Below are 13,861 nucleotides of genomic sequence, written 5' to 3'. Positions count from 1 at the left end.
CCGACGCTTGCCGATCGACTTCCCGGACGACAAGACGATGCGCATCAGCCACGAAGCCATCTATCAGGCTCTCTTCGTTCAGGGCCGCGGTGTACTACGCAGCGAGCTGACGGCCTGCTTGCGAACCGGGCGCGTGTTGCGCGTGCCCAGGGGGCGCGTACGCAGGCGAGGCAAGAACTTCGTCTCGCCGGCGATCATGATCAGTGAGCGCCCCGCTGAAGCGGCCGATCGAGCCGTGCTGGGACATTGGGAGGGAGACCTCATTCTCGGTCTTGGCAGCTCGGCGATCGGCACGTTGGTCGAGCGCACGACGCGCTTCACAATGCTCCTGCACCTTCCCCGGCTGGCGGGGCATGGCGAAGCTCCGCGCAAGAAGAACGGACCTGCACTCGCGGGACACGGAGCGGAAGCCGTGCGTGACGCGATCTCGCGCACCATCATCACTTTGCCCGAAGAGCTACGTCGCACGCTGACTTGGGATCAAGGAGCGGAAATGGCTCAGCACGACCGCCTCAAGATCGATGCGGGTATCCAAGTCTACTTCTGCGATCCTCAAAGCCCTTGGCAACGCGGCACTAACGAGAACACCAACGGCTTGCTGCGGCAGTACTTCCCGAAAGGTCTGAGCATCCACAGCGCCGACGAGATATCCGCTGTAGCAGCGGTCCTGAATGCCCGACCGAGAAAGACACTGGGCTGGAAAACGCCGGCAGAAGCGCTTGACGAAGTATTATCATGAGTGAAAAATTGGGTGTTGCGACGACCGTTTGAATCCGCCCAATACGCGTCCATCGCCTATCGCCAGCGACTGGCCGATCGCGACATCACCATCAGCATGAGCAGGCCGGGCAATCCCTTCGACAACGCCAAGGCCGAAAGCTTCATGAAAACGCTCAAGGCCGAGCCGGTCAACGGTCGGGCTTTTATCGATCTCGGCGACGCCCGCCGCCACATCAACAGCTTCATCGCAGAGGTCTACAACAAAGAGCGCCTGCACTCGGCGCTCGGATACCAGTCGCCCCTTGAGTTCGAAACCGCCTTCGCGCAAAACAAAGCGCGCTAACCCATCGTGACAACCCCGCTGTCACTGAAATTATCGTGTCTCACTTCAGGGGGGCAGTCCAGCATACTGATGACAGGCATCGCCGCCTGTTGTGCCCGCGCACTGAGTGGCCACGTTGCCGCTCCACCAAGAAACGCGATGAAGTGGCGCCGCCGCATGAACCCTCCGTAGGAAAGGCTTCATCGTCGTAGGAAGCCTAACAAACTCTAAAACGGTGCGGCGAGGATCAGAGGAGCCGCCTTCGTGCTAGGTGCAGAGTTCTTCTAAGAGTGCCTTGCTGTCCTTCAAGTCGCGAACATCGAAGCCCTCGTCGAACCAATCGTAGACCGGGGCGAGAAGGTCCCGTGCTTCATCACCCTTGCCCTGGCGGCGCCAGAGCCGGGCGAGAGTGACGGCAGAGCGGACCTCCCAGAGTTTCGCCTCCTGTTGGCGAGCAATAGCAATGGCGCGTCGAAACTCGGTCTCAGCCTCGGCCTCGGCGTCCGGCCGAGCCGTCAGCATCAAGTCGCCTCGTCGCCGATGCAGCTCGGCCTCGAACCATCGCACCCCCAATTTCTGGGTTAGTACTAAGGCGTCCGAGAGTTGATCAAGGCCGGTTTCAAATCGTGCTCTCTTTGCCTCGGCTGCCGCGAGCTGCGCAAGGTAGAACGGAAGAGTCCATGCTGCGCCGGACGCCTGGAATCCCTCGATACCGTGTCGCAGTAAATCCACCCCGGCCTCGGCGTCGCCGGCTTCGGCCATCGTCCAACCGCGATAGGCGGTCCCCATCGCGAGAAAGAAGGCAAATCGCTGCTCCGAGGTTAGCGCAACTAGCTCCTCTGCCAGTTGCGCGACCATACCCGCGTCATCGAGGACGAAATGCAACCGGCAAGCGACGCTCAGCGCGAAGGCAAGGCTGATCGGATGGGACGACCCGCGCGCCTCCGAGATTGCCTCACTGCTCTGAACAAGCGCCTGATCGGGAAATCCAAGAAGGCTATAGGTTAGCGAGAGGAACGAAAGCATCGCCACGCGGGCGTTTTCTGCGAACAGTGCCGTCAAAGAGCGCTGCTGCGACGGATCGTAAAGGGCAAGCCCCCGCTCGAGATGGACGCGCGCCAAGGCCAATTGTCCGCGATGAAGGCAGCTGTCGCCGACAGCCCGATGACCGGCGACAAGAATGGCCGCATCGTTCTGTCGTCCGGCCAAATCTAGCAGTTCCTCAGCGATGCGATGCGATCGGTCCGTTTCGCCTCGCACATGATAGTGCACGAACTGCCCCCAAAGCGTCTTGAGCAGGTTCGGCCTGTCGTTCAGTAGCTCGCAAAGGCGGCGAGCCCGGGCATAAGCCTTGCCGGTCTCTTCGGCCGCATGTCCCTTCGCAGCGATCAGTGCGCCGCCGAGCGCGAGCTGGAGGTCGGCTTCGATGCCTTGGCGTCCGGCGGTATCGGGCAGATGGGATAGCAGATCGAGCGCTTTTCGCATCTGCGCGATTGCTTCTGTCATTGCCGATCGAGCTTTTGAGCGTTCACCGGCTTCCTGCCAATACGACACTGCCTTTTCGATCAGACCTGCATGCGTGCAATGATGGGCTAGGATCTCCGGTCGCTCTTGAATGCCGTTATAGAGCCTCTCCTCAAGCGCGCCCGCGATTCGGGCGTGCAGCTCGCGGCGTTGGCTGCGCAACAGCGTGCCGTACGCCGCATCTTGGATCAGTGCGTGTTTGAACAAGAAATTGGCGTCAGGCGGTTCGCCGCGCCCAAACATGAGCTCAGCATTGATTAGCCGATCAAGTGCGGCCTGCAGCTCATTGTCGCATCGCTGTACAACGGCGGCAAGCAGGTCGTAGGAGAACTCGCGGCCGATGGCCGCGCCGATCTGCGCCACTTCCTTAGCTATCGGACCGATCCGGTCGAGCCGCGCCATCAATGAAGCATGGAGCGTGGCCGGCACAGCAAGTCCGGGTAGCGGCGCGAAGGAGATGGCTCGCGGGATCCCCTCGTTGCTTGTCTCGAGCACCGCTTTGGTCAACTCCTCAACGAACAGCGGCACGCCATCCGTTCGTTCAGCAATCTCATTAACAATTTCGATCGGCAACGTCCGGCTACCGGCCACGCTTCGGATCAGCGTGGCACCCGCTTTCTGGTCCAGCCGGTTCATCACAAGCAAACTGACGTGCGGCTTTCCACTCCATACCAGCTGGAGCTCGGGGCGGTAGGTGATCAGAACCAAAACTGGTAGGCTTGCTACGCGATCGACCGTCCGGTCCAGCAGCTCGCGCGAGCTCGGATCGATCCACTGCATGTCCTCGAACACGACCATGACTGGGTGTTTTTCTGCAAGAACTTCAAGCTGGCGGACCAGAGCGGCGAAGCTTCTCTCCTTCTTTTGTTGCGGCGTAGCAGCAACCGGCAGATACAGGTCACCGCTGGGAATCGACAGCAACTCGGCCAGGATCGCCACGTCCTCGTCAGACGGCAATGCTGGGGATAGTAGCAACCGGAGCTTTTTGAGCTTCACTGTTGGCGCGTCCTCACGATCGAAACCAGCAGCTCGCTGGAGTTGAGCGGTGAAGGGATAGAGCGCACTTTCCTGATGATGAGGCGAGCAGAAATATCGCAAGAAGGTGTGCGGCTCGCGCTCGATACGCTCCTGGAGAGCCGCAACGAGGCGTGACTTGCCAATGCCAGCCTCGCCGACGAGCAGCATTACTTGGCCGCTACCCGCCTTCGCAAGGTCCCAGCTCCGCTCCAGTCGCGCGAGTTCTTCCTCACGCCCCACCAGCGGAGCGAGCATCGAAGGGTGCAACGCCTCGAAACGGCTTTCTGCCGTTCCCTCATGAAGCACCCGCCAGGCTTGCACCGGGGCGGCAAAGCCTTTCAGAGCCACCGCGCCGAGGTTTTCATAGTCAAAAAGCCCGCCGATGAGCCGTCGCGTGTCCTCAGCGATGACCACGCCATCTGGTTCAGCGAGCGCCTGTAGCCTAGCAGCAAGGTTCGGCGTCTCGCCAAGGACCGCCTGTGTTTCTGCAGCCTCGCTGCCGATAAGATCACCTACGATGACGAGACCAGTCGCGAGTCCAAGACGAACCCGCAGCTCGAACTCGGGCGGCCCTCCAGGCACATGCCTGGTCGCGGCGATCTCAAGCGCAGCGCGCACGCTGCGTTCGGCATCGTCCTCATGCGCTGAGGGATGGCCGAAGAGGATGAGCATGCCATCTCCGATGTAGCGGCTGATGGTTCCTCCGTATTTGCGGACGACCGCCGCTACGCTATCGCGGTACTTGGCGATTATGTCTCGCAGATCTTCCGGGTCGAGCTTTGTCGCAAGCGCTGTCGAGCCGACAAGGTCGCAGAACATAACTGTGAGCTGGCGGCGCTCGGCGGAAGAACTTGGTACGGGCGATAAGCTCGAACGCTCGGTGACCCGTGACGTTATCGAGGTCGATGCGCCGGCAGCCGCCGTGACTTGCGGCAGTACTGTTGGCGTGAGCGCCGCACCGCAGTCACCACAGAAGTTCTTTCCTTTCGGATTGTCGGCTCCGCACGCGGGGCAGCGAAAGGATAGCGCCGCGCCGCAATCGCCGCAGACCTTCTTTCCCTCTAGGTTGAATCTGCCGCACTTCGGGCAATCCATGCCGCACCCAATCGAGCTTCGACCACTATGAGGTCGCGTCGGTCCGTGGGCGCCCCTTCAGAGCGCTCTCGACGATACTCTTCAGCTGCCTACCAAGCACCAAGAATGATCAAGTCACAAAGGTCAGAAAGGAGATAGAGGCGATCGTCACAGGGACAATGAGCCAGCCGGGTGTCATCGTTGCCTGAGAGCGCTTGTCTCGAAAAGCTTAAGCTCGCAGGCACCACAAAATTATGAACTAGCTAACACTCTGCAGCTGAAGCCAATTTTCAATCTTAGAAAGCTGACGACAGCCTGACACGACCGAAACGCGAAAATGGTGCTGCAGCCGAATACCGGCACCTGCGGTAGTCCGACTCGCACGTGTCGAAGATCATTATGAGCTCTTTGGCAGCAATTGCCTCATGCTTTCCCGTCTAAGCTCGCTTTTAAATATCTAGTCCAACCTTAGTCGGGGCGCATGCGGATGATTGCGGGTGCGGCTGTCGTGACTGTCCTCTGTGGCTCGTACTCTATCAGTTCGTTCGCTAGCAGTTTCCAGAGCATGCGCGGAGACGCCATTGCGCTCGCACTTCCAGGCGCTACCGTTCGGCCCATAAGTGCGAAACACTTTCTGGTCATTCGTCAGCAGCGGCCAGCGGCCCCAGGGGTGAGGAGTTTCATGGTAAGGGAGCCGCAGGCGGCTCGAATAGCCTGTCCACCTTCCATTGCAAGGAGCAGATCGAAGGCGACAACCTGTTGGCGCGCGGGCGAGCTTCGGTTTGTCAGGCCGCGCACCTGCAGGTGACTTTTTCATCGCAAGATGGAATGGTCCAGGAATAGAAGCAGCAATGCCCGCAACAATTGGCCCTGTGACCGATGTTGCTGCAATCGTGATTGCTACGAGAGATACGATGACTACAAGCACATGGTTCACAATGCGCCTTGAAAAGTGTCTCGTCATAAGTTGAGCCCGCGTACCGAAATAGCCTACTGAGGCAGCTACATCTTGGTTCGCGGACAAAGCGTCGTGTCTCGCGGCTGATTCAACTCGGCGCGCCGCAACTGATTTCGTGCCGCATGTCTGTTCTGCCAGGTCCATCCTGATCAGCACGATCATAATCGGCTTCAAGGCCTTCAGGATTCTGTCCTACAATCAGAAGATGTTTCCGCATTTCAGCGAGGCGGGCGCGGCAGTATTCGCGATAAGGCAGGTCGAATATGGCGGGCATGGTTGCCCCCGTCGTGTGAGTTTGGCTGTAGAATTTCCACCAAGAGTTTTCGGGTCTTACTAATCCGTCGGTCGCTCGCGCCAGCCCATTCACAGCTCGACGTTTGGCGTCGGAATTGTGCGATCGGCTAACTTGAATGTCAGCACAAAAAGAACAGGGCCAGTTACCCAAACTATAGGGTAGCAGGCTTCTGTTTCGGCAGTACTTCGTCAAACGACTCAAGATCGGTGTTGCGCGGATAAAAATCCAACTACAGCGTGAAATGACTTACCACCAGCTGCATGCACGGTCGGCTGCAACGCCGACCGCGATGTCGTGTCCAAGCTGTCGTTGCCAACGCTGCCGTCGCTCACTGGTCTTAGGGCGCCAACCTGTTAGCCACCAGCGCATCAAAAACTGATCCACGGACAGCTAAATCGGTCGGCAACCTGCGTGGCATCGGGCGCTGACTGTTTTCAGTAGGTAGCGAGCCGAGAGAGTTGACGGCCAGTCCGGTCCAAGCGGCAAGAAGAGGCGAATGAGGAAAGATCCGTCCGCATGGGCGCGGAACTTCCATTGGACGCCTGGAAAACTCACCTAAAGGACGGCGCTCTCACGTCGTTCGAAGTTAAAGCACAGAAGATCGATTTCGGGTTCGACAATATTGGCGAAAGAATCTACAGGTATATTCAGGCTCCTTTCTGGCCGCACGGCTGGAGGCGTCTCAGTCAGGAAGATGCACTTCCTACAATTGTCCGCATGGTGACGATCCCGACGCGCGTCGAGTTGCTCCCATATTTGGCGAAGCAAATCGCGAAAGTTATTTGCGCCAAGTTCAAGCGTGGCAATTGCATGGACGAGTTGTGCAATAGGGTCGCTTAAGAAAATTTTTTCTCCTCGATGAGTTACATCAAGGATCACCGAGCGCTTGTCATGATCAGAACTTCGGCGCTGAACGTAGCCCTTATCTTCGAGGCGCTTGACTGTCTGAGAAGCGGTGGCCCGAGTGATGCCGACGAACTGGGCTAACGCCGAGGGGTCCGCGAGAATCTGGTTGCGCGCGCAAGAAACCGCAGCGCCATCCACTCTCGATCACGCAATCCGTTGAGAGCATCATCAAACTGCCAACTGCCCGCGGCTTGAATTAGCAGATCGACTGCTTCCCGCGCTGCCGTGATCATCCTCGCCCCACTGGCACACTCTGGCAACATCGCGGATCGGAGCTAGCAGCGCACGAAGAAAATGATCCGACCTCTACATACGAAGGTTTGCAATCAGCGCTTGTGTGACGATGTGGATGCTCATCTGCGATAGGCAGAAAGGGTCCATTGCTTACATGAACCTGACAATACTTGCGGCCCCCAGTGCGGTAGTCAGCCTGAAGAGGTCGTGAGCAGACCGGACAATGTCGTTGCGAAGGGTCACATGCAAAGTTAAGCCTCGCCGGCGAAAGATGCCACCAACGGTGGCGGCCTTGACTTCGGTCATAAGCAGCTGAGTTTGTTCTAGTGGTTTAATTCATCTTCTTTCGCAGTTTCCTGGCGATCTCGCGAAGGTCACGTGCGTACTCCTCAATCAGGCGAAGGATTTCTTCCAAGCGCGTTGACTTTGGTTCGGCAGGCTTCGTGGTCTCACGGGACCGTTCCATTGCGGCTTCTTGAGCCGATGTAGCCAACCAAGGTTGAGCCAGATCAAGGGCACTACGAATCTAGCTCTCTCAAAATCCGGTTTCTGTCATCTACGTGGAGCGCCTGAGTTTGCCTCATTGTGGCCAGCACGGCCTTTGCGCCCTGGGTATCATGATTGTGGCCTTCCAGCTCGGCGATCAGCGCCTCCTGTTTAGCAAGAAGCCTCGTGCCCTCTTCGATGGCGCTCTGCGATCGCTAGGTGCTTCAAGAGGACAGCGCGGTCCACGTTCGCTCCCAAGCAGACAGGCCCGAAGGCGGAACCTGTGCCTTGCTGCACAGTCAGCGAAGCAGCACGAAGTTCAATTCGGTTGGAAAGCTTTTCGCGTTCTAACCATCACGACCGATCGTAGCCGTGCGATCGATTACAAGCGCCTACTCGGCGAATTTCAGAGCCGCGGCACACTTCTGCGGGCGTTTTATTACACAGCGACCATTGAGGATCAGGAATCCTCGTCGATGCGCCCTCTGATCGACTGGCTGGACTATAACGGCTACACCGTCGTCACCAAGGTGAGCAAGGAATTCATCGACGCCTCCGGCCGTCGTAAGGTCAAGGGCAACATGAGCATTGAACTCGCTATCGACGCGATGAGGCTCGCTAAGCACATAGACCAGATGGTGCTGTTGTCCGGTGATGGTGACTTCCGCTCCCTGGTGGAGGCCGTGCAGCGGCGCGGCGTCCGTGTCACCGTGATCTCCACGATCGCCAGCCATCCGCCTATGATCGCGGATGAGCTAAGACGCCAAGCAGACGTGTTCACCGAACTCACCGAGCTTCCGGCTAAGATCGGTCGCAATCCCTCTGAGCGGCCGCCGCCGCGTCCGCGCGAGGTGCGCTATCGCCCGGAGCAGGTTCCTGACCGGGAGACGAACGCGGCCCTCAAGGGAAATGATAGCGTGTTCGAGAAGTGAGCCGCGTAGCCAGTGCGCTCGTGCAATCCAGATCGCTAGTATGGTTCGGCGGCCGACGCGCGTTGTCCAAGGGATGAGCTCGACGAAAAGGAAGGCATTTGCGCCGGACTGATCGCCAATATGGTTCGGTGCTCAGCAACGGACGAACTAGAGAGCAATCCGAACCTCTGATCGGTTCGGACTCTGACATTGCAACGCTTGCTGGCAAGATTCGCATAGCATATTGCCGCTAGGCACTCGCGGGCCGTGATGGACGCGCTTTGACGCGCCAACATTATGAAAAATGAACAAGGCGGATTGCGATGCCAATAGGCTTACGCAGTCGGCCACATCTAACATCAATAAAGGGCTTGCCACTTTTTCCCGGTCTGCTGTAAAATCTTCGCGCAGTATTTTGAAGGAATGGGTTCCGCACAGCTCCAGATTTCGAAGATTCATAAAATTCTTTGGGGGACATTGCGATGGCTAAGCCTTCCGTTTCCCGTGACGCCTTTCGTGGGTTGTTCGCGTTCTATGCGGCCAAAGCCCACCATGATCATAACGGCGTCGCCGAAGGCCGGCTCCTCAAACTATTTGGATCGAGCGACCACATCCCCGATCGTCTGTTAGACTTGTGGTCATCACGGACCGAGCTGATTGACCCTGAGGCTGTTGGCAAAATAATGTCACCGCTCGCTCATCAGATCTTGGACGGCGACGCACAATATAACCACGCCAGCGACTTCTTGCATCGACTGTTGCGAGAGTTGGACCGAGACGTCCACTAACCGCCGTCGCGAGAATGTCCGCTCTTAGGTCGCCGTTTGCTGTACCTAGGCAAACTCGGCGCGAGCCTCGCCTCGGCGGCAAGGATCCGAGCGCAAGGCGCTTTAGGAGCGCAATCTTACCGCATGCCGAACCGAGCGGCTCGTACTTAGGATGGAAAGCATCCCTAGCATCATCAGCAGTACGCCGAGCCAAGTTGCCGTCCGGCTCGTCGCCTCGCCATCGGCTTTAGCGAGGCGTACGCCGACCGGAACGCTCTGAAGTTCGGACGAAGTTACCACATCGTTGGCCGGCGCGGCCGCTAGAAGTTGTTCAACGTCGACTTGATTTTGGTTCTGTCCGAAGGGCATGGTCTGGCGACTGTGCTGGGCAATGAGAGCGGCCGATGCCAGAGCAGTGCTTGTACCGAGATCAGGCTCAGCATCAGCTACCTTGAACTGTGCGCGAGGCGGCTGAGAAGGCAAGGCGGGTGCGGAGCGCAACAACTCCGCGCGCGCATCGAGGACCCCGCTCTGCCTGGGCCGCGCGGTCCCGCTCTCGTCTAAACTGGCCGTGACAGGTTTGGGGGTGCGACGAGCGATCTTCTTCACTTTCGCGGTGCCCTCGGTCAGGAACCAGCATTTGCGATGCCCGTCCAGTCGATAGACCCAATGTTGGCCGTCGGGAGCCGAGTTGCCCGGGCGTCCCACGCATTCTGCTTGCGGCGGAGAAGTCACCTGAGGTGGGGCTGCAGCAGTGTTGAAGAGATCCGCAAGAGGATTGGAGGATGCAGGCGCCGTGAGAGTTTCAAGAAGAACGAAGCTGACGAAGCACAATCGCAAAGAACCGGACATCGAAAACTCCCGGTGTTGCGCCCACCCGGGGTGACCCTTTGCACCGACCTAGGCAGCTATACGGCCCAAATCTGGCGGTGCGATGGATTCATTGTGCTCGTGCCATGGAATACGGGTGCGAATGCAAGGCCGGGCCGCCGTCTCATGGAATACGAACTTCATGGGTGACTTCTTCATAGTTCTTCAGGAGGTCTTTGAGTGCGAGCCGGGATTTGCAAGCCGCGGGAAAAGGCTGAATAGCCCCCCTCGCTTTTTTCGAGCTCCAGAACCGGGGAAAAAACCGAGACGAAATTCGCAAGTTCTTTCAGGATGATCTGGGATCGAGTCGTTCTCAAAGCGAAATCGAGTCGTTCTAAAAGCGGAAACAGAGTCGTTCTCAAAGTGTCCCCACAAAAATGCTGCCGAATGGTGGGCCCGGCAGGACTCAAACCTGCAACCAGACTGTTATGCGCAGCAAGTTCTAACCATTGAAGCTGCTCGCGAGGGAGGGTTTTGGCTCCGCCGGTCCAGACATACGTGGCGCTGAGTCCAGCCTGGTTGGCACGAGTCCAAACTTTGATGGCGTCCAACACTCGCTGGTGGGCCCGGCAGGACTCGAACCTGCAACCAGACCGTTATGAGCGGCCGGCTCTAACCATTGAGCTACAGGCCCAGTCCTGGCGACCACCGAAAAGCAGCCAGCGAGGTTGCAGGGGATCGTTTATCGGGTGGCTGGCATTCTTGCAATGCCAATTAGAACAAGTGCGAGGCTAAGTCTCACCGCGGACCAGAACAGGCAGATCGGCCAGGCGAGCATCTCGCCTTCCTACAGCAGGAGCGCCGGCACTGTCGCCGAGATACGGTGAGCACGGCCGCTCACCGTGTCCTTTGCTCCCGTCGCAGATGGTTAGGTCGACGTCCGCGGCAATCGCATCCACGGGGGTCCGACCGGCCTCGCCTGGCAAAGCATGAAGCTGCCGAAAAGCCAGTGGTTGGCATTGTCGTGTCGCTCGGATACCTGCGCTCCACGCGTATAGCAGGGCTCGTCATTCAACTCATATCCGCCGATCGAGCGGAGCTTGAAGTTCACCAGGTTGTGGGAGGCGATGGTGCGCGCGTTCCGCCAATGCCGGTCGATCGCGAGTTCTCGGAGATCAGAGAAGCTCCGCCGACCTCGAAAAGCTCGGTCGTCGCGGCGAGAGACGACAACTGTGCCTGTGCTGCCGCGAGCTCAGACGCATCAAGCTGTTGCGGGTCCTGTAAGCGGCCTGTCGAGTGTTCTCGCGAGCTCGTCGACGCCGGCGAGGACTGCTGCACGCGCACCAAAAGCAGCGCTGAAAAGCTTGCCGATGACCTGTTGCACCAGGGATCGCTCCGCGGCAGGTCGGCAACGGCGTGCGTGAACATGCGGGTTGGCGGATTAATCCACTCCGTCGTGTCGCTAGCGACGCGCCGCGCAATTCCAGCGAGGGTCGCAAGCAGGACCAGCTGAACATATGCCGTTCCAAAAAACCGGCTCTCCGTCCTAAATCCGGGACCAAGAATTCGGTCCTCGGGGATCGCTACATTCTTGAAATCAGTTGTACCGCTCGCGGTGGCCGAAGCCATCCCAATCGTCGTGGATGCTGACGCCGGGCTGATTGGTGTCGACGAGTACGGCAATCCGCTTGCCGCTCTGGTCAGCCGCTACGATCAAGTTATCGGCGTATAGCGTGCCAGTTCGTAATACTTCGTGCCATTGAGCCGCAGTCCGCCTCGGTCCGACGTCACCGCCGTCCGGTAGCGATCGGCGGTGCCGACGCCCAACTCGGTTGTCGCGCCCCCGATCAGCGCACTGTTAGCGATGGCTTTGATCTCATTTCGTCGTCAGCTCTCATTCTCGTGGAGGAATGCCGCAATGAATTCGCAACGAATTGGACGAAACGATCGTGAACAGAACGCGATCGGCGGGCTTGCGGTATCAAGAAAGTCAATGACTTAGAAGATGCTCACTGCGTTCGGGACGCAGGGGTCGCAGGTTCGAATCCTGCCACTCCGACCATTCTTCCAAAAGTCGACGTTTTCCAGAGGCTTGGCGGACCGGCCGCCGGCGCCTCGGAACGCCTTTTTGCAACGATTTCGGGATCGGGTCCACGGCCGATTTGGCCGGGCAGGGCCGCTGGCTGTGGGAGCATGGCTCTCCAAGAGCTAACGTCGCTCCGACATTGCCGGGTAGGTCAGAGGACTACCGCTCGTAGCCCGTAGGATGGGTAGAGCGAAGCGAAACCCATCGAAGTTCTCGACGGGAAGGAAAGTGATGGGTTTCGCTTCGCTCAATCCATCCTACAGGTCACCGCCGCGCCACCACCACGCCCACCAGAAACGCCACCATCAGCGCCGGCAGCGGGGCCTCGCGCACCATGCCGCGCACGATATCCGGCCAGTGCTGCTCCGGGACCAGTCTCGGAGACCGCACGTTCGGTGCGGGCTCGATGTCCCAGTGTGATGCGAGTTCGGCGATCTCGCTTTGCGCCAGCCGCACGCCGTCACGCACGCGGAAGATCGCGGCCTCCGATCGCTCGCGCGGCGCGAGCGCCGTCAGCGTCGCGATCGCCGTGCGCAACGTCATCTCGCCAAAACCTTGCAGCCGCACCTGCTCCTCGGGATCGGACGTCATGCGAAATCCTTCACAACGCAAAGTGGCGCGCGAGGGCGAATGCCGCCGTCGCGCACAGGACCAGCGTGGAAACTGCGCCGGCCAGGCCGCGTGCGAGATGGGCCCGTGTAAGATGCCTGGTCATGATCGTGCTCCATGCTCTGCATGGAAATGGCGGCGATGGATCTTGGTTCCTTTGCGTCACATGCGAATCGTCGGGTTCGCAGGATGGGTAGAGCCCTTGCGAAACCCATCACCTTCATCGCCTCGACAGGGCGATGGGTTTCGCTTGCGCTCCCCATCCGACGCGCTGGCGGATCGCCGTGTGCTGATTACTTCCGCAGCAACTCGCTCAATGCCGCCGTCGCCTCGGCGCAGCGGATGTCGTCGATCTCGCGGGACAGGCTGAGCGCGCTCGCTCTCAGTTCCTCGAGCTTCCAGCTCTCCGGATGCTGGTTTTCGAGCTGACCGAGACGCTTGTTCAGATCGTCCAGTCTCGATTGGAGCTGCCCGATGCTGGCATCTCCATTCACTTTCCAAACGCGTTGTGCACGCATCGTCGTTCCCCTGCTAGTCTCACGGCCTTGTGAGAGCGGTTCGTGGCCGGAATGGGAGTTTGTTTTGTCCGGCTTCAGATCGCGGGGAACCGTTGCAGATTCGCAACGTTTTGATGCGCGTCCGCCGGACGCTGCACAATGATACCCACAGGCATGGATCGGGACCGTGCCTTACATCGGCGGCAGCACGGCGCATGGGACGCCGATGCGGGCCGGGGAGTGAGGCTCCGTCCGTAGCCCGGATGGAGCGGAAGCGAAATCCGGGGCCGATCGCCCGGCATTTTGCACTGTCCCGGATTACGCGGAGCCTGTCATCGGGCGGCGCTTCGCGCCGACCCCGTTGGCTCCATCCGGGCTACGCGATCGTGCCTGTGTCGCCCTCTGTCAATCCGCTTCGCTAAAAATATTCCACTTTACCGAAATTCGGTTTCGGCGTATGTGTCGCCCATCCCGGCTCATCCAAGAGGGGCGATCATGTGTCGTCACTATCGCGAGCCGGGCTTGCGGTGGACGCGGCAGCGTCGGCACGAGAGGTACGGGCAGGGCGGGTAGTCCCTGTGAGTCCGTAACCGCGTGCGGACGAGCGGCGCTGCTAGGCTTCGTCTCGTCTGTAAGTTTCCGGCT

9 protein-coding genes, 1 tRNA gene and 2 pseudogenes are annotated in these 13,861 nt (G+C 59.2%); 5 read left to right on the top strand and 7 right to left on the bottom strand.

The features are described from left to right. Both GA0061098_RS29600 and GA0061098_RS29595 read left to right on the top strand, forming a co-directional pair. Positions 1-771: pseudogene (locus GA0061098_RS29600) on the top strand (IS30 family transposase); the annotation flags it as partial. Further along, the gene (locus tag GA0061098_RS29595) at positions 740-1,063 is read left to right on the top strand and encodes an integrase core domain-containing protein (RefSeq protein ID WP_091964832.1); all 324 of its coding nucleotides are present in this window, start codon (positions 740-742) and stop codon (positions 1,061-1,063) included. The pseudogene GA0061098_RS29600 and the gene GA0061098_RS29595, both read left to right, overlap by 32 nt. Positions 1,064-1,309: 246 nt before the next feature. On the opposite strand, the gene GA0061098_RS29590 is transcribed toward GA0061098_RS29595, so the two are convergent. Both GA0061098_RS29590 and GA0061098_RS29580 read right to left on the bottom strand, forming a co-directional pair. After that, positions 1,310-4,678: an adenylate/guanylate cyclase domain-containing protein gene (locus GA0061098_RS29590; protein WP_091964831.1), complete on the bottom strand. Its 3,369-nt coding sequence runs from the start codon at positions 4,676-4,678 to the stop codon at positions 1,310-1,312. A gap of 1,787 nt (positions 4,679-6,465) precedes the next feature. After that, positions 6,466-6,954, bottom strand: a complete 489-nt coding sequence (locus tag GA0061098_RS29580) for a MarR family transcriptional regulator (protein WP_245323684.1) — start codon at positions 6,952-6,954, stop codon at positions 6,466-6,468. A gap of 959 nt (positions 6,955-7,913) precedes the next feature. Between GA0061098_RS29580 and GA0061098_RS29575 the strand changes: the two are divergent. Together GA0061098_RS29575 and GA0061098_RS29570 are read left to right on the top strand one after the other, a co-directional pair. After that, a pseudogene (locus tag GA0061098_RS29575) lies at positions 7,914-8,468 on the top strand (LabA-like NYN domain-containing protein); the annotation flags it as partial. 461 nt (positions 8,469-8,929) lie between these two features. Next, complete coding sequence (locus tag GA0061098_RS29570; RefSeq protein ID WP_091964827.1) at positions 8,930-9,235, top strand: hypothetical protein; 306 nt, start codon at positions 8,930-8,932, stop codon at positions 9,233-9,235. A gap of 102 nt (positions 9,236-9,337) precedes the next feature. Here GA0061098_RS29570 and GA0061098_RS29565 read toward each other — a convergent pair whose 3' ends face one another. From GA0061098_RS29565 to GA0061098_RS29560, 3 genes are all read right to left on the bottom strand, one after another. Continuing rightward, positions 9,338-10,066 (bottom strand): hypothetical protein, encoded by a 729-nt coding sequence (locus GA0061098_RS29565; protein ID WP_091964825.1) that lies wholly within the window; start codon positions 10,064-10,066, stop codon positions 9,338-9,340. A gap of 173 nt (positions 10,067-10,239) precedes the next feature. Further along, complete coding sequence (locus GA0061098_RS44135; protein ID WP_129590983.1) at positions 10,240-10,635, bottom strand: hypothetical protein; 396 nt, start codon at positions 10,633-10,635, stop codon at positions 10,240-10,242. A gap of 7 nt (positions 10,636-10,642) precedes the next feature. Further along, positions 10,643-10,718: transfer RNA gene (locus GA0061098_RS29560), tRNA-Ile, on the bottom strand. Between the two features lie 897 nt (positions 10,719-11,615). Here GA0061098_RS29560 and GA0061098_RS45245 point away from each other — a divergent pair. Further along, positions 11,616-11,756 carry a hypothetical protein gene (locus tag GA0061098_RS45245; RefSeq protein WP_165637683.1) on the top strand — a complete coding sequence of 47 codons (141 nt, stop codon included), beginning with the start codon at positions 11,616-11,618 and terminating at the stop codon, positions 11,754-11,756. A gap of 618 nt (positions 11,757-12,374) precedes the next feature. On the opposite strand, the gene GA0061098_RS29540 is transcribed toward GA0061098_RS45245, so the two are convergent. Both GA0061098_RS29540 and GA0061098_RS29535 read right to left on the bottom strand, forming a co-directional pair. After that, on the bottom strand, positions 12,375-12,701 hold the full coding sequence (locus tag GA0061098_RS29540; protein WP_091964820.1) for a hypothetical protein: 327 nt from the start codon (positions 12,699-12,701) through the stop codon (positions 12,375-12,377). A 311-nt stretch (positions 12,702-13,012) separates the two neighbouring features. Further along, complete coding sequence (locus tag GA0061098_RS29535) at positions 13,013-13,237, bottom strand: hypothetical protein (protein ID WP_028141616.1); 225 nt, start codon at positions 13,235-13,237, stop codon at positions 13,013-13,015. Positions 13,238-13,861: the final 624 nt, after the last annotated feature.

The sequence above is a fragment of the Bradyrhizobium shewense genome (genome assembly GCF_900094605.1).
Taxonomy (GTDB): Bacteria; Pseudomonadota; Alphaproteobacteria; order Rhizobiales; family Xanthobacteraceae; genus Bradyrhizobium; species Bradyrhizobium shewense.
The sequence above is the reverse complement of the archived record's forward strand: the minus strand, read 5'-3'. Positions and strand labels throughout refer to the sequence as shown.